13 protein-coding genes and 2 pseudogenes are annotated in these 15,590 nt (G+C 56.4%); 9 read left to right on the top strand and 6 right to left on the bottom strand.

Going from position 1 to position 15,590, the window contains the following annotated elements; all coding sequences use genetic code 11:
- A pseudogene (locus tag AB4Y44_RS24795) lies at positions 1–532 on the top strand (hypothetical protein); the annotation flags it as partial.
- Between the two features lie 440 nt (positions 533–972).
- The gene (locus AB4Y44_RS24800; protein WP_176732990.1) at positions 973–1,122 is read left to right on the top strand and encodes a hypothetical protein; all 150 of its coding nucleotides are present in this window, start codon (positions 973–975) and stop codon (positions 1,120–1,122) included.
- A 59-nt stretch (positions 1,123–1,181) separates the two neighbouring features.
- Here the strand turns inward: AB4Y44_RS24800 and AB4Y44_RS24805 are convergent, their stop codons facing one another.
- The gene (locus AB4Y44_RS24805; RefSeq protein ID WP_176732992.1) at positions 1,182–1,316 is read right to left on the bottom strand and encodes a metallophosphoesterase; all 135 of its coding nucleotides are present in this window, start codon (positions 1,314–1,316) and stop codon (positions 1,182–1,184) included.
- A 785-nt stretch (positions 1,317–2,101) separates the two neighbouring features.
- Between AB4Y44_RS24805 and AB4Y44_RS24810 the strand changes: the two genes are divergently transcribed.
- On the top strand, positions 2,102–2,575 hold the full coding sequence (locus tag AB4Y44_RS24810; protein ID WP_368618975.1) for a hypothetical protein: 474 nt from the start codon (positions 2,102–2,104) through the stop codon (positions 2,573–2,575).
- Positions 2,576–2,817: 242 nt separating this feature from the next.
- Here AB4Y44_RS24810 and AB4Y44_RS24815 read toward each other — a convergent pair whose 3' ends face one another.
- Positions 2,818–3,438: a hypothetical protein gene (locus AB4Y44_RS24815; RefSeq protein WP_368618974.1), complete on the bottom strand. Its 621-nt coding sequence runs from the start codon at positions 3,436–3,438 to the stop codon at positions 2,818–2,820.
- A gap of 361 nt (positions 3,439–3,799) precedes the next feature.
- Between AB4Y44_RS24815 and AB4Y44_RS24820 the strand changes: the two genes are divergently transcribed.
- On the top strand, positions 3,800–4,093 hold the full coding sequence (locus AB4Y44_RS24820; RefSeq protein ID WP_368618973.1) for a hypothetical protein: 294 nt from the start codon (positions 3,800–3,802) through the stop codon (positions 4,091–4,093).
- A gap of 258 nt (positions 4,094–4,351) precedes the next feature.
- Here AB4Y44_RS24820 and AB4Y44_RS24825 read toward each other — a convergent pair whose 3' ends face one another.
- Positions 4,352–5,347, bottom strand: coding sequence for a helix-turn-helix domain-containing protein (locus tag AB4Y44_RS24825; RefSeq protein WP_368701158.1), 996 nt, complete (start codon positions 5,345–5,347; stop codon positions 4,352–4,354).
- Positions 5,348–5,706: 359 nt separating this feature from the next.
- On the opposite strand from AB4Y44_RS24825, the gene AB4Y44_RS24830 reads away from it, so the two are divergent.
- Positions 5,707–6,255 (top strand): dTDP-4-dehydrorhamnose 3,5-epimerase family protein, encoded by a 549-nt coding sequence (locus tag AB4Y44_RS24830; RefSeq protein WP_368618972.1) that lies wholly within the window; start codon positions 5,707–5,709, stop codon positions 6,253–6,255.
- A gap of 132 nt (positions 6,256–6,387) precedes the next feature.
- Positions 6,388–6,729 carry a hypothetical protein gene (locus tag AB4Y44_RS24835; RefSeq protein ID WP_368701159.1) on the top strand — a complete coding sequence of 114 codons (342 nt, stop codon included), beginning with the start codon at positions 6,388–6,390 and terminating at the stop codon, positions 6,727–6,729.
- A gap of 1,345 nt (positions 6,730–8,074) precedes the next feature.
- Here AB4Y44_RS24835 and AB4Y44_RS24840 read toward each other — a convergent pair.
- Positions 8,075–8,953, bottom strand: a complete 879-nt coding sequence (locus AB4Y44_RS24840) for a helix-turn-helix domain-containing protein (RefSeq protein ID WP_368618971.1) — start codon at positions 8,951–8,953, stop codon at positions 8,075–8,077.
- Between the two features lie 754 nt (positions 8,954–9,707).
- A complete protein-coding gene (locus AB4Y44_RS24845) occupies positions 9,708–10,106 on the bottom strand; it encodes a response regulator (RefSeq protein ID WP_069268914.1) in 399 nt (132 codons plus the stop codon).
- A gap of 929 nt (positions 10,107–11,035) precedes the next feature.
- Between AB4Y44_RS24845 and AB4Y44_RS24850 the strand changes: the two genes are divergently transcribed.
- Positions 11,036–11,206: a hypothetical protein gene (locus AB4Y44_RS24850; protein WP_176733004.1), complete on the top strand. Its 171-nt coding sequence runs from the start codon at positions 11,036–11,038 to the stop codon at positions 11,204–11,206.
- 474 nt (positions 11,207–11,680) lie between these two features.
- A complete protein-coding gene (locus AB4Y44_RS24855) occupies positions 11,681–12,679 on the top strand; it encodes a GlxA family transcriptional regulator (protein WP_368618970.1) in 999 nt (332 codons plus the stop codon).
- Positions 12,680–12,832: 153 nt separating this feature from the next.
- On the opposite strand, the gene AB4Y44_RS24860 is transcribed toward AB4Y44_RS24855, so the two are convergent.
- A complete protein-coding gene (locus AB4Y44_RS24860) occupies positions 12,833–13,837 on the bottom strand; it encodes a GlxA family transcriptional regulator (RefSeq protein ID WP_368607081.1) in 1,005 nt (334 codons plus the stop codon).
- Between the two features lie 471 nt (positions 13,838–14,308).
- Here AB4Y44_RS24860 and AB4Y44_RS24865 point away from each other — a divergent pair.
- Positions 14,309–15,474: pseudogene (locus AB4Y44_RS24865) on the top strand (porin).
- Positions 15,475–15,590 lie beyond the last annotated feature (116 nt).

Here is a 15,590-nt window from a genome sequence, read left to right on the forward strand (position 1 = left end):
CAAACTCGGCTGCAAATGCCTGGACTGGGCGGCGATGTGCAAGCACGTCGCCGCCGTACTCTATGGCGTCGGCGCGCGGCTCGACCAGCAGCCAGAATTGCTCTTTACGTTACGTGGTGTCGACCCTGGCGATCTCGTTAGCAGCACCGGTGCGAACCCCTCCGGTGCAGGAGCCGGCCCGGTGTCCGGCAAGGTACTCGACAACGTGGACCTGGGGGATGTGTTCGGAATCGATATCAATACGGAGCCCTTTGCCGATGCGCCCCCGGTGCGGAGCAAGCGCACGCGCAAGGAAGCCGCCTCGCAAACAGAACGCACACCGAGGTCGACGGCGTTGAAGTCGTCTACGATTGCGAAATCGACACAAAAAGGCAAGGTCGCGCTGCCAGACGTGAAAGCCAGTGCTTCCGCCGTGAAGAAGCCAAAGGGTAAAACCGACCCCGGTGTTTCGAAGGCGACTCGTTCGGCTGCATCACCAAAGCCCACTGTGCGTGCGCCCGCTGCATCGAAAACCGCTAAACGCCGCGGGTGATGTCTGCGGCGACGCGTCACCGCCTGGTCCGGCGACTGATCGCGCTCTCGAAGTTTGCAACTGTTACGGAAAGCACTGTGTCGAACAGCGCAACTTCAGTCATGCGAAGGGAAACTGTTCACCGAATTCGCCGATATGGCAAAGATGCGATGCACCACTACTCGCGCCATCCTGCCAGCAGTGCAACTGGATGGCCGGAGGTTCGAGCAACGACGCGGGATTCGCATTTGGCTGGAGTCGCAATGCAATCTGCGTTGTCGTAACTTGGGCAGGTCAACACGGGTACGGCGCCAGGACGCGCGTGCAACGCGCGATGAACGTGCCCGGTGACGATGCGCTCAACGTTGTGATGTCCGGATAGAAGAAGTCGCAAGGCGTCAGTCGTCTGCATGCCGAAAAGTTCGAGATGGGGGATGCCGGTGCGAAACGGCGGATGACGCATGGATGACAACCGGTCGGTTCACGTATTCGACGAGCTCGCGTTCCAGCCACAACTGCGCCGCCGGACCGGTTTCACCGTGGCGGGAGCCTGGGACTCTTGTGTCTATCGCAAGGATGCGCACATAGCCGACATCGACGCCGAAAATTGAGTCCACCCGCGCATGTTAGCCGCGGTTGATTGTCGAGCGCGCCGCGCAGACATCTGCGGTCATCGTTGGTTGCCGGGTAAGACCATATTGGGGTGCGTCAACTGCGCCAGCAGTTGCAGCATTTCGTATTCTTCCGGGAGACCCTCGTCCGTGAGATCTCCGGTTATCAGGACGAGCCGAGGCTCTGGATTCAGGCGGTTCGATCCTGTGGCCGCTGTAGCGAACGCCGCGCCACCGCCGTGCTCGCAGTAGAGATGTTAGAGCGGACCTAAATGGCTGGCGCCGCGCCAGTAGCGCAACCGCGGGGCCGAGGCGCCCCGCGTTTTCTCCCTTTCGCGTGAGCTACCCGGACGCGATGGTCTGCTTCCGTCCTCAGACGCTAAATCCCGCAACTCGCCTCATCTGGCGCGACACTGCGCTGCCAGAGCCTTGCGCATCGAATTGTGCGCGAAGGCTCGCGTCTGCCTTGCGGGTCACGCCGCGGTGCATGGCCACAATTAAAGCGAAAAGGGCGACGAGAAACATCGGGGTGGCAAACATCGTATTGCTCCCGGATGTTGGAACCGGGTATGTGTTCGGCGATGGTCGTGTGCGATCGCGTTGCACTGTCGTCGGAGATCGCGGTCCCATCCCCTCGCGTGACCCCGCCAAGGCCTTCACGATGCCCGGATTGCGTCGGTCGGGACCAGGTGCAGTTCCCTCAAGGCCATGCGCCGCCCACGTGAATCGCGTCTGTCTCTGCGTAGACTGTCATCCACCGGAGTACCGGTCACCGTAAGGCTCCCATAAATAATATTTCGCAATATGACATATGCAGGTGCGCGGCTCAACGACGAGGATGCCGAAATCGACTCGCAACGGATGGCTGGGACTGTGTTTGTCTATGTGCTGACGCTCTGGGTCGATGAACTGATCTTCCTGCATGCCGCGTTTCCGCGTTGGGTGGAAGTGGACCTATCTTCCGACTGGCATCCGGCTTTTGAGTACGCTGTTGCTGGGCGCGGACGGCGCGATCGGGCTGCTGGTCTCCGCCTTGCTGGTCGATTTCTTTCATTACTTCCCGAACGACCCCGTGCGGGCAATCGCGGGCGCGATCTTCAGTTCGGCCGGCCCGTACGCGGTCCGTCGCCTCGCCCTGGAACGCTATGGCCTGAAGGCGTCGCTGACGAATCTCACGCCAAGGCGCCGTATAGTGCTCGCGTTTGCTGTCGCACTCACGAACTCGACGCTGCATCATCTCTGGTTCGCAATGACGGGCAGTACGCAGGACATCCTGCAGAGTTTCTTCACGATGTTTGTGGGCGATCTGCTGGGCGCGCTGATTCTCGTCTATATCGTGAAGGGCACGCTTGCCCTGCTGCCCAGGCATCCCAGCCAGTCCTCACGCATGACCGACGGCATGTTCAGGATCCGGCTAGCCCTTGATCTCGCCTACAACAACCGCCTGGCTTGACGGCAGATATGGGGCGCACGGCCCGTCCGGGCTCGAACAGGGCCGTTGAAGGCTCTCACACTTGCGGGATTGAGGGCGTGAGTCGGGGCAGGCCGCCCAGCATTGAGTGCGCCTAGCGGTCGTCGCGAATCGCGACACTGCAGCCTGGGTGCAACACAACGTCGAGACGCACGATGGCGACAATCGTACATAGCGCCACGAGACGGGCTGCGATTGCGCCTCATCGCAACCCCTTCGTCACGCTAGCGTGGAGCCTGATTGTTATGTGCATTCGTTAGTGCAACGTGAATGCTGAACATCCCGTTCGTGAGGCGGGAATCGCCTGGCCGTTTCGGGAGCAAAGCCAGCAATCCCTTCATCGCATACAGCATGATTAGCGTGCCGGCGAGGTCGCCCACAAACATGCTGAACAGGCTTTCGAAGAAATGCTCCGTCGCACCGGTCAACGCAAACCAGAGGTGATGTAACAGCGGATTCGCGACCGAATACGCGACGGCGAGCACAAGAAGCCGGGTCGGCGTGAGATTCGTCAACGATGCGCGCAAGCCGTAATACTCTCTCGCGAACCTGTAGACCAGATACGGAGCGGCTGACCCAAGTATCGCGCCAGCGATCGCTCTCACAGGGTCATGCGGGAACCAGTAAAGAAAATCCGTTAACAGACCAGCAAGCAGCAAGCCAAGGAAACCGTCGGCACCAACCAGTAGCGTGCTCAAAAGCCGTATGCCGGAAGGAAGGAATATCCAGTTGATGCCCCTTACAAACGACGTATGCGCAAACACCTCCTGATTGATCCAGAGTGACGCCACAAACGCTATCAGGGTTGCCGCGATCGACCAGAAATGTATACGTAAGCTCAACATTACGATGAACTCCCTTTCCCTTCGGACTATGACTGGCCAATCATAGCGCCCGCGTGTGGTTCTGCGAAATGCATCTCCAACAGTCTATGCGCAAACTGAAGGTTAGTGCCCGGGTCGCTATGCTGACCGCTGCGAATCTCGCGACGCGTGAAGTCATCGCAACCAGAGACAACATCGGGGAGTTGCGCGAGAGGAGGGGCATCATCGCGGATGGCATGGTTATCATCATGCCGGTGATTACGCAGTCCGCAGGGTTCTATCATGATGGTATTCGCGGCCACAGCATGCTGCGTGTCGTTGGAGGAAACAGGTACGCCGCGTGCTGTCATGCATGCGTAATGGCTTCGAATCTGGGGCGCAAATGGAAATCGATACCACAGGATGGTTCCCATTGGACGACTATGCGCCGGCCCGTGAGGGCTGGTACGAAGTCAGGCTCACGACCGGAGATACGGCATTCTCCCGCTTTATCGACGGACATTGGACGGAGCAACCCGTGGTTCTGTTCACGCACTGGCGTGGTCTGAGTGCGGATCCGGGGGACTCGGCCGACAGCGAGCACATGGACGCGCAGGCTGCCGCCGCACAGGGCGTACGAGCGGTGTGGAACGCGTTTTTCCCCGTAGTGGGGGATACGCATCCACTCAAGAAATAGCTGCTGTCACTTGCCCATGCAGCAGAGCCGTCATTTGGGCGAAATCGATGCATGGCGCACGAACAGCCTGAATTTCCAGAGAATGATCCGATCTGGGCAGAAGCAGGGTGCTCGAAGCAAGCATCCGCGCGAGGAGACGCGCGCAGGGAAAGAAGAATCCTCAAGATCTTCCTCTATGGTGCGACGAACTGATCTTACCCCCGGGGGGGGAAGGGGAACCTTGAGCGTCATTCGTTGTAGACGCACCTTCTACTCGCATTACGAATTGCGTCGTTCACGTTGCCGAAACTCAGAAGGTGTCAGGGAGAATCGCCGCCGGAAGATCTTTGCGAGACGATCCCCGTTTGTCCAGCCGCAACTTTTCGCGATTCTGTCGATTGAGAAATCGGTCTCTGCCAGCATGCGCGAGGTCAGATCAAGTCGTGCCTGCAGCAGGTACTCGGAAGGCGTGACGCCTATCTCCTGTTTGAAGCATCGAAGGAAATTGCGCTCGCTCATAGCCGAGATGTTGACCGCGTCGCTTACAGATATCGGCCGATTGCAGTTCTCCTTAAGCCAGCGAGCGGATGCACGGACCTTCTCAATTGCAGTGTCAGCTCGCGCGTCAGCTATTAGAGGGGTAAGCGTTGCAAAACCATTTCCAGAGAGCTTGCGTGAGATGTCTCTCACTGCTTCCGGACCGAGATCCCATCCGATAAGCGCAAGAGCCGTCTTGGTCGGTTCATAGCGATTTCCCCGGCTGGTCGGAATTTTTGTGGGAGACGCATCAGAATCGAGTTGAAGCAGACCGCTGTGGTACGAGTCGGGACGGAGCTGCATCATGTCGATCAGATCCGCCGCCTTTCCAATTCCGGAAACGATTTTCGTTGCCGGAATGGTGACCCGAAGCCATTGTCGGACACGCTCGTCGCGCGTCACTTCGGTCAAGTCGCTGCCGTCCGCGATAAATAGTGCATCAAAGCCCACACTTTTCGTCGTGTCGCATTCCTGTGTCCACACGTTGACAGAGGACGAGCACTCAACATCGCCACCCTGTGCGGAATATAGCTTGACGTCATAGAGTAATCCGCCATTGCATTGTTGCTTCGCGATTTCATTGGCGAGCTGAAAGATCTCAGGAACGACTCCGATCGAGAGTAGGGAAAAGCCTCTGTAGAGCAGCACGCCGATGCTTCTCGTGGCTCCGGATTTCGGCCCTCTCGCGCCAGAAACGACATTTCCCCTCTCAGCACCCCCGGCACCGATGTCGCCCATCTTCATCCCTCTACTGTTATCAGGTGCTTGAAATTGATATAACCTGTGACGATGACTTAATTTTCATCGCGATGCATCATACATGGGCTACTAAATTCGTCGGATGCTTGGCCGATCAGACCAATATATTGGCGGTTTAAACCACATGCATTGCAACGGGTGCTATCTCGCTGGAATATCTACTGTCTGCACAACAGTGTGCCATGCGATGTGCATGACGAAACTGCATAGTTTTGGCGGAAACGGATAACGTATTGGCTGGTATGAATCACGTGCCTCGGTGGATTTCATGGCATAGTCAGAGAAGAATCGGAAAGTTGGAATCGTAGAAGACCATCAGGAACACACAGAGAAAAAGGATGTCCTTTCGCCTTGGGAATACTGGCCTTCGTGACGTTAAAGTATTCGAGCCCCAGATTGAAGCCCGATCAACAGGCGCGTTCTTTAGAAGCTTTGATCAGGACTGGTTCAATGCGAACGTCTCCTACGGGTATCTTTTCACTCATGATGAGCAGGCTGTTTGCCCCCATAATGCGTTGATCGGACTGACCTACCAGGTTCAAAATCCGCGCGGCGTTGTTTTGAGAGTGCTCTCCGGCGAAATATACGCCGTGGCTCTCGATCTGCGTCGTACGTCAGTTGCTTTTGGGCGATGGGCGGGCGAGTCCCTGTCAGCATCAAACTGTCGCCAGCTCTGGATACCGCCAGGATTCGCGCATGGGTACATCGTTCGATCAGACGTCGCGGAGGTGCTTTCAAAGGCATCCTCGGCGCGTCTGCCTGATTCGGAGCGCACGATTTGCTGGGATGACGCAGATCTCAACATCGATTGGCGTATTGCGGGATTGCCTGTCACAGACAGGAGGCAGCGCAATTGTGTTGACTTTAATGTTGCGGAGTACTTTTAGCACAATGAGTCCGCAGCGCGTGACGACCGATCGGTACAAAGGCGTGTTTAAGCTGCCAATTCCTGGACGGTGCGTTCCCGTTGGAAAGCGATCGTTAAGCGATCACTCATCCATGACTACAAGCTCTACGATATGAGCCATTCAATCGATATCGCGAAAATAGCCAACCATGACTCGCGATCGGGTGCAGGCGCGTGTCCTGAAGTCGCACGCGACGTGCAGTTCGATAAATTCAGCGCTGTAGAGGTCTCTTGCGCGGCACTCTTTGAGCGTTGGTGTACGGAGCGTAATGTGATTCCACTTGCGTATCTGATGCACGTATGGCCGATCGCTAGACCAACAGACCTGGAGATTCGACAGGTCGGCGACTCGATGGCGGAACTCTTGCGCGGACACGCAAACGTTCTCGACGTCGAGGACAAGATGCTGATTAATATTACACTCTTGTCGGTTCAAGCTGTGTTAGATATTTAACGTCGGTCAGGTATTAGAGGCACGCATGGCAGGAGGCTTTGACTAGGCGCTATCACGCGTCTCTGGGCGGCATACCATACCAAATCTCGGACCCGATTGAAGCGTGTACGTAAGAAATGATGTTTGATCAACCCCTTTCCCCGAAAGTTGCTCGATACCGGGGAGACCGAACGCAATGGAAATTTCAGGAAAAAACTCTTCCTTCAGCTTCCGTATTCCCGAAAATGAATTCGACGATTCAGTCTATGTGGCTCACTATTCGAGAGATCTCTACGTCTTGCTCTCTCGCATGGACTCGGAAGCAATGGTAGTCGCCTTCGAGATACCGAGAGTCAAACTGGCGAGGAGTCGTCGGTTGTCAAGTGAAGCACTTGTGAGAACCGCGATCGGACAGGGAATTAGGGATGGGGTGTTTGAGTCGGCCGGTAGCTCATGGCGGGAGTTCGACCTGGACTCGCCAACATGGACTGGTGATCTCCTGGCAAGCGACCTTCCATAGCCGTCACGGCACTTCTAGGCGAACGCGCCGTGCTGTATGGAATCACATCATTTGACTGCTCGGAGCACGCATCGCGTAGCACGGACCGCTGCTCAGCGCATGCAAGGGAGCGAGAGACGCTCCTTCGGAGAGCGGCTTGTTCACGTGGACGTCCGCTCCGCATTCCAGACCTGAGTTAATTACACCGCACGCGGTCTGAGCCGAAGTGAGCAAGACGATAGGCCCGACGAATTCGCGTCGGGCGAGATATCGCAGTGTTTCATATCGTCTGCGGTCCGGTTCACTCCAATCAAGCAGGAAGAGGTCAATTGAAACGTCTTCAAGCAAGCGTCGCAGCCCTTCATCACTCCTCGTCCCGAAACATAGGTGCCCCACGGAAGAAAGTATTTGAAGGGTATGGTCAAGTTCGCCAATGTCTGGCTCGAGGATTGCAATTATCTTGGCAGACGTTGATAGCCGGTGCGACTTTGTGGATAGTCGAAAGAGGGCATCTGGGTGGGGCCCGCTGTACCGGCATAGTGCAGGATTGATCAGTCGCACCGGACCCATGGCGCCCAGGCAGCTTTCACCCGCAAGCACACGGAAACGCTCCGTCAGGCGCCCCCAATGGGACTCACAAAACGAGGGTCCCGATTTCAACCACAACGCATAAGATAAGCGAAAATCCTCGAAACCGGTACGTCAATCTCTACCTGATTTCCGCCACTCTCCTGGCATTCGCGAGTGTCTTCATTTCCGCAAACGACGGGGGAATCTCCCGTTTCGCGTTGCACGGCACAGACCGGCGCCGAACCGGCATTTATGTTGGCGGGCCCCATCTGCCGCAGGATTCCGGCAAAAGGGATGCTACCCAACCGTATGACCGCGTCTGGTCCGATACTCCGTCGGTGTCGTGGAGAGATGTTTGCGGAACAGTTTCGCGAGCCGTCCGCCAGTGCCAAGCCCGCATCGTCGCGCAATCTTGTCGACGGGTAGGTCGGTATCGACCAGCAAGCGACAACTCATATTGATCCGCATGTGGAGCAGGTAGTCCGAGGGAGTGATGCCCATTTCGATCTTGAAGCGACGCAAAAAGTTGCGTTCGCTCATTGCGGCGACCTGTGCCGCGTCTTCTATCGTCACCTGGCGATCACCATTGGCTTCCAACCAATGTACGGATGCCTGGATGCGCAGGCTCACCCGGCCTGAGACATTCGTGCGGATCGCCGCGGTAGGACCGGTCCGCGGGTGACGCGGCATGACCTGGCGTGCCACCTCACGTGCAAGATCGCTTCCGAGGTCCAGTTCGATCAGCAAGAGTGCCTCTCGCAGGGGGGCAGTGTTCGTGTCCGCGAACTCGTTTTCGATAAGGCGGTCCCGAGCGTTTGTTCGCATCGCGCAATCTAACGCGCTGCCGGCCCACTCGATTCCTGCCGCTTCTAGCAGCGCTTTGCCTTCCCCGATCGGAACGACAGCCTCGCAGCGCGAGCATTCGAGGCGCAGCCAGCGTAACACGCGCTCATCGCGCAGCACGTGTCGCAGTGCAACTCCGCCAGCAATGAACAGCGTGTGAAATTTTCCGGCATGATGCCGATCCTCAACCCTGTCCGTCCAGACAGACACGGAGGATGAACTTTCGACACGCCCGCCGGTAATGGATAGCAGGGAAACATCGTATTCGGCATGTCCATTGCCGGCATAGTTCGCGTGTGCCAGCGCATTGGCTGACTGAAACAACTCAAGCACGGACGCCAGTCCGGAAAGCGAAAAGCCGCTACAGAGGAATGCTCCAATCTTCCTGGCTGTGCCCGGTTCGGGCGAGGCACAAAACTCCACGACGCGACTTCGTTGACCGCCACCTCCGCACTCCATCAGTACCCCGCTTTTCAATGGTCGTATTGGCTTACGTTGAGTCGAATACCCAAGCCAATGGAAAAAGAAGAAGAATCACCACACGTTCGTGAAGTGTCTGGCGGCATTCGCCGCATGCTGAACGCACTGCGCAGATTCAGAAATTATTTATGTATCTATTTTGAACTGAGATCGGATCATAAGCAATAAATATGCTATTCGCCACTATTGCTCGATATCTTTCGGGAAATGTGGCCCACCCAACAGTCAAGGTGTTGAAATACCTTATTGCGAGTGAAGCGCGAAAAGTATCCAGAATCGCAAATATCGCGGCAACTCATTCCGGCCGCATGCGAGTGCGCTCGCTGTGGTCATCTGTTACCGGCACGACCACTTACACTTGCCGATGCGGTGGCAAGGCAGTTACAGGCTCTCTGGCATAGCGCTGAAAGCCACCTGTATGAGCTCATCAAGGGAAGTGTCCACCCGGGGGCGAAGCCACGCACACGCTCGGCACGTCCGTGAGCGCATGACGGGCTTCGGGCAAACTACGGAAGATCAGCAACGCTGGCTGGGCAAACGGGAACGGCCTTACATCATCGTTGAGGGGGCGGGTGTCTCTGCGGGAGCGCGTTCCTACCATCGGCGCTCACATGACGTGAGTGCCTGCGGCGAAAACCGATGGGAAGCTGTCGTTGCTCAAGGTGTGCAGGCACGTGAGTGAGTCCACGCCGCGTACCGGTTTTTCGAGCACTAGGCTTGCACCACACTGCATGCCGGAGTTGATCACGGAATCAGGAGTATGCGGTGCAACGCACAACACGACGGGTACACCGGGCGCGCACTGCGAGAGGTGGGTAAGCGTCTCGTAGCGCACACCGTCGGGATCCGTCCAGTCGATAAGAAACAGATCGACCGACACATCGTCAAGCACCCGCCGCACGCCGTCATCGCTCCCCACTCCGAAACACAAATGCCCGGAGGCAGAAAGCATTTCGAGGGTTCTGTCTAACTCTTCGACATCGGATTCAAGGATTGCGATTTTCATAGGTCATTGGCACCCACAGGTGAAACGTAAGGCGGTGTTTCATCAACCGCCACACGGACCCACTTGATGATGCCCTTCCGGAAGGACCGCGCGCAATTGAATACCAGGGAGTCTACGCGATCTCGACCGTAAAAAGTGTCAGAATTAATAATTCCTGGGAATTGTCCTGGGGCACTCCCGAAAACCCTAAATTTTTATCTCCGGATGCCGATAGCACACCGATGCCCGTTTGTCGTAACAAGCAGGGTTCGCTATTTCTCATAATCTGGGAATGTCCGGCACCGAGCATCGCGGACAATCTCGCACGCGGGAACCTATTGCCCCTGCACCGATATTCCATGGCGCGCTCCTCTCCGTATTGAAGAAGACTCATCTCAGGTTTGCCGCGTTGTTGGAGAGGGGCGGTTTATCTGATGTCGCATCGGCATCCTTACGAATGTGGGCTGCCGGCTGCTGCTTCGCCGATTGTTCAATCTCGCGCGGCGTCAGCCGCTCGCCTCGAGTTGGGCGCGTTGACAGAGGCCGTCATTCGGTGGCATTGCAAGGCAAAGTGCGGCCGGATTGGATCGGGTAGCACAGAAAGGACCGCATGCGCTGCGGCTTGCTCCGCAACCGCCGTTCGCGCCCGAGCATGGGTTGTGGACTGATTTCGTTCCGATTACACGCGCTCGAAGCATTAACGAGCACTTGCTCCACGCCGGAACACTCCGGACTTTTCGCCTTCGCTGCCCGGATAACTGCGAAAACCTTCCGTGGCGCTCCTGCGCAGCGTTGGATTCGAATGCTGACGTCCGCTGCAGGAAGCTTTGACACAGCCTTCTCGCGGCGCTCTTGCCGCAGCATGTCCAGCCTCACTGCCATTTCGTCCGCGGCGCCACCACACGTGCTGCTCGCCGTGCAGCGCCACGAACGCCTCTTCCAGGCGCTGCATGCTGCCTTGGCTCGCGCCGGGCAACCCCGGCGCACTGCGCGATGCCGGCACTGAGTTTCGTGTGCCAGCGGCGGGCCGTATCGCAGGCCATGGCTACCTCGCGCTCAAGCCGCAGTTGCTTGATGTCGCGCAAACCGACTTGAGCCAACGATACAAGTGCACCGCGTAGTCGATGATTCGTCTCTGGGGACACGTGGCCGTGATAGCGCGCCCTGTCTTTCTTATTCTCGCCAGCCCCGGACAATGTGATAAAGCCACGATCGCTGGCCGCACATTAATTTGGGGATATGCTAATAGCATATCGCGGACTGCCCGGCTAAAAGGATAGCAGCATTGCATAAAATGCAGAAAGCATGTGTGTGACGATCGAAATTAAATGGAAGGGCATCAGTTAGCATTCGACAGGTAAAAAATACTGAAAATCTCCTCAAGGCCTACGCGAAGTAATCGCTAACACACTGTATTTAAATGCTTTTACGTGATCTCGAAAACTTTGGCTTTCTTGTCGATTAGTTCTAGTCCGACAAGACGTGTAACTATTTCGCCACCGATGGCGGGAAATGACTGTAAGTTAGGTACGATAGTGCCTTCGAGGAATTCGGCTCAATGAAAGCCGAAAATAGGTCTAATATCGGGGTGTGCGATGGTGAATTTCGTTAGTCACAGTATTGCTCGCGGTGGCCACTCAGGCGAAGTTCCAGTTCCGGGGTTGAGAAAGAGGATAATTTTTCTTCTCTTCTCAGGATTCCGCCTCTCCGAGGTTGCGACGGTCCTTGAGGTATTCCATGCAGCCAATCGCAACTCCTTACCCCATGATGCGAGGAGCGTCCATCCGCTCTACGACGTTCAACTAACGTCCCTCCAGGGCGGACGACTCGAGAGTTCATCGGCGGTGTCTGTCTGGACCGAACCTCTCGAACAAATGGATGAGGTTGGGCCAATTGATGCCCTGTTCATTGCCGGACCCGGAAGCAGTGCGCTGTCCGGCAACGAGACGACGTTGGAACGCATCCGGTTTGTCAGCAGCCAGGCAGCCAACGTGATCCCCATGGCAGACTCGAAGGTGCTGCTGACAATCGCGGGGGTTTCGGATCAGTTGGGCCAGTGGGCCGCCGGCAGAAAGGCCGACGACGGTATCGCGCGCAGGCCCGCTCACGCCTATATCGAACCATTCAACGGGCCAGTCCAGCGTGCGCTACAACTCATCAGGCAAGACCTTGGCGCAACTATTCCAAGGGCGATTACCGATATCACGGTGCCCGGTCGTCAAGAGATCGGATTGATGTCAGCAGCGCGTGAGCGCGCGTCAAACAGTGCGAGCGAACGCATACTCGAGTCTGCCCGATGGATCGAAGAAAACGGCGAAAGATCAGTCTCGATTGCAGAGGTCGCGCAAATCGCAGCGATGAGCGAGCGCAACTTTCTGCGCCGGTTCAAGATCGAAATCGGCATAACCCCTTCCGAGTACCTCATGTACTCCAGATTGGAGCTCTGCTGCCAGCTGCTGGTCGAAACCGACTTGCCGGTTGAAAAGATTGCCCGCCGCTGCGGATTGAGTGGTGGTGGCTCTCTCTCAAAGCTTTTCCGAAAGCACTTTTCACTGACGCCAACTGAATACCGAGAGAAAAAGAAACTGGCGTGACGCAGCGACTCGCTTTGCGGGCGGTGTTGGTATGCGTCGCTTTTTTTGACGGTTCGCTGCAGCTTGTTGAATTTCCGGCTCGTCTCCGAGACCGATGCGCGCCGGGAGTCCGGTGAGGATTTTCGCACAGGAAAAGGTGCGGTCGATCGTCGTTCAACCTCCTGATCGCTTCCGGTCATGCTCCATATCCGAATGCTCCACACGGTACTCGGTTGGCGTGAGTTGAAGATGTTCGCGAAAGAGTTTCGATAGTCTGCCCCCGCCGTTTATCCCGCTGCGTCGCGCAATCTTTTCGACCGGAAGACGGGTCTGCGCAAGAAGCCGACATGCCATGTCGAGGCGGACTTTCAGTAGATACTCCGAAGGCTTCATTCCCACCTCCTGCTTAAACCGCCGCAGGAAATTACGACTGCTCATAGCGGCGATTTGCGCTACCTCGTCCAGCGAGATATCCCGATTGCCATTCGCACAGATCCAATGTGCTGCATCCTGAATCGGTTGACTGAGTGTCGCTGCGATACCGCGTCGGATGTCATCCGTCAAACCCGGGCTGAACTGTGGATCTATGGACTTCGCAATTTGCGTGGCAATAACATCGCCGTGTTCGCCTTTGATGACCGCGACCGCAGCCGAAATCGCACCGTCGGCGGAAATCACCTGAGTCTGGCGATTCTTGCAGGGATGACTGTTCAGGCTTGCAAGCGCGATATCGTGTGTCAATCTTCCCATCTGTGCGAGGGCAACGCTGCTCTCGCCAATCGCGACGAGCAGATCGCAGTTCTCCTGCACGCGATGCAACCACCTCGAAAATTGATTGTCTCGCAGTAAGTCGCGGATTCCACTACCACCGGAAAGCATAATCGCGCGGAACGAGTCCGCGGCAACGAGGCTCTCAACGCTATCCGTCCAGACACATACCGAAGACGAACTGGTTATCCTGCCGCCCGCCGAAGAGAGGAGTCGTACGTCGTACCGGACAGCGTGTGTCTCATGCCTCATCATGGCCGCGTTCAAGGCACGGAAAGCTTCGACAATGATAGCCATATCGGCCAGTGCAAATCGATCGCATAAGACAAGACCGATTTGCCTTTGCTCCCCACCTTGGTATTTGCCCGGCTGCAACGTCCCGGAATTCCCGATCAAAGGCCCCATCTTCATCCCATTTTATTGAAAATCTTTATGACCGATCCGACCTTCGGCCTCACGACCGGATCATCCTACTTAGCGAAAATTATCGAAACGCGACTGTGGCGAGATCAGTCGCAGTTTTATCTGTTTTCGACAATTCAATCGCTATCGTCCCGTGGTCTAACATACCGACCGATAGCTTCGACTATAACTGCGCAAGTCGAACGTGCAAGTGGCTGTAGCGATGCGGTCGCTGAGCGATATCCGACGTTTCAATCAGGAGAATGGCGGAATTGAAGAACGTTTTGGCGATGTGGGGGAAGTATTCCCGATGATATAGTCGCGCAGCATACAGAGACAATAAACTGGCCGGCTGTCCGGCCTTTTCCTCTTCATAGACTGGATCGAGCCGGGAACGTATCGGAAGAGACCTTCTGCCAAACCCAAAGTCAGTCCAGGTGGACGGATTTTTATAGAGTCGTACATTCATAGGGTTGCAAGATGAAATACAAGATCGCTGCCGCAGCAGTTCTATCTGCTACTTTGACGACGGCAGCCCAGGCGCAAAGTAGCGTCACCCTGTATGGCCTAATCGACGCCGGCTTCACATATGTACGGGGGGCGCCAATACGTGGCAGGTGAAGAGTGGAACGGTCAATGGCAGTCGCTGGGGGTTGCGTGGTTCGGAGGACCTTGGCGGTGGCCTGAAGGCAATCTTCACTCTGGAGAACGGCTTTAGTATCGCGAATGGTACTGCCGGGCAATCCGGGCGCATGTTCGGAAGACAAGCGTTTGTCGGTCTCGCGAGTGATCAGTATGGGGCAGTGACGATTGGCCGGCAGTACGATAGCGTGGTTGACTACCTCGCGCCTCTCTCAATCACAGGTAGCCAATACGGCGGCACGATCGCCGCGCATCCATTCGATAACGACAATCTGAACAACTCAGTCAGATTCAATAATACGGTCAAATACACCAGCCTCAACTACGCAGGATTCAAATTTGGCGCTACCTATTCATTCTCGAACAGCTCGCAGTTCGCGAACAATCGGGCCTATAGCTTTGGCGCGTCCTACGCGTGGAGTGGCCTTACCGTAGCCGCCGGCTACCTCCAGTTGAACAACGACATTACCTCGACCGTGTTCGGGAATAGCGGGCCGAGTTCCAGCGCAAGCGGCGCACAGACCGGTGAGTGGACCTTCCTTGCTGGTCGGCAACGTACCTTCGGTGGTGGGTTGAGCTACGCATTTGGTCCAGTTGTCGCCGGCTTGGTCTATACGCAAACCAACCTGTCAGATGCGCTCGGCGGCGGAATCTCCTCGCGCCAATCCGGTGCGTCCGGCGGCATAGCTTTCCGCGCTAATAGTGCGCGCTTCCAGAATTTTGAAGGTAACGTGCGTTACGCGTTGTCGCCGGCTATTAGCTTCGCCGGGGCGTACACCTATACGCGTACTGACCTTGGCGGTGGCGTGAATCCGATCTACAACACCGTATCAGCACAGGCAGACTATGCGCTGTCCAAACGCACCGATGTTTATCTGCAAGGAAACCTCCAGCACGTCAGCCGGAATTCCGGCCACGTGTCGGCATATCTGAACGGGCTGAGCGCGGACTCGAACACACAGAAGCAAGGCACGGTCACGATCGGCATGCGCCATCGGTTCTAGACCTCGCAGTTTCTTCGAAAGATCAAGGCGCCTCCCGGCGCCTTTTTTTGTGTCACTCTGCTTCTCACCTGTCCGTCCTCTTTCGTTCGCCCTGAGTGATTTGCTACCGGAAATGG

The sequence above is a fragment of the Paraburkholderia sp. BR10937 genome (assembly GCF_040965695.1).
Lineage (GTDB): Bacteria > Pseudomonadota > Gammaproteobacteria > Burkholderiales > Burkholderiaceae > Paraburkholderia.

Excerpts from the sequence above, each read along its gene's own strand:
- AB4Y44_RS24800 (WP_176732990.1), top strand. The coding sequence starts at position 973 with ATGGATGACAACCGGTCGGTTCACGTATTCGACGAGCTCGCGTTCCAG.
- AB4Y44_RS24815 (WP_368618974.1), bottom strand. The coding sequence starts at position 3,438 with ATGTTGAGCTTACGTATACATTTCTGGTCGATCGCGGCAACCCTGATA.
- AB4Y44_RS24820 (WP_368618973.1), top strand. The coding sequence starts at position 3,800 with ATGGAAATCGATACCACAGGATGGTTCCCATTGGACGACTATGCGCCG.
- AB4Y44_RS24825 (WP_368701158.1), bottom strand. The coding sequence starts at position 5,347 with ATGGGCGACATCGGTGCCGGGGGTGCTGAGAGGGGAAATGTCGTTTCT.
- AB4Y44_RS24830 (WP_368618972.1), top strand. The coding sequence starts at position 5,707 with ATGTCCTTTCGCCTTGGGAATACTGGCCTTCGTGACGTTAAAGTATTC.
- AB4Y44_RS24835 (WP_368701159.1), top strand. The coding sequence starts at position 6,388 with ATGAGCCATTCAATCGATATCGCGAAAATAGCCAACCATGACTCGCGA.
- AB4Y44_RS24845 (WP_069268914.1), bottom strand. The coding sequence starts at position 10,106 with ATGAAAATCGCAATCCTTGAATCCGATGTCGAAGAGTTAGACAGAACC.
- AB4Y44_RS24850 (WP_176733004.1), top strand. The coding sequence starts at position 11,036 with ATGCTGCCTTGGCTCGCGCCGGGCAACCCCGGCGCACTGCGCGATGCC.
- AB4Y44_RS24855 (WP_368618970.1), top strand. The coding sequence starts at position 11,681 with ATGGTGAATTTCGTTAGTCACAGTATTGCTCGCGGTGGCCACTCAGGC.
- AB4Y44_RS24860 (WP_368607081.1), bottom strand. The coding sequence starts at position 13,837 with ATGAAGATGGGGCCTTTGATCGGGAATTCCGGGACGTTGCAGCCGGGC.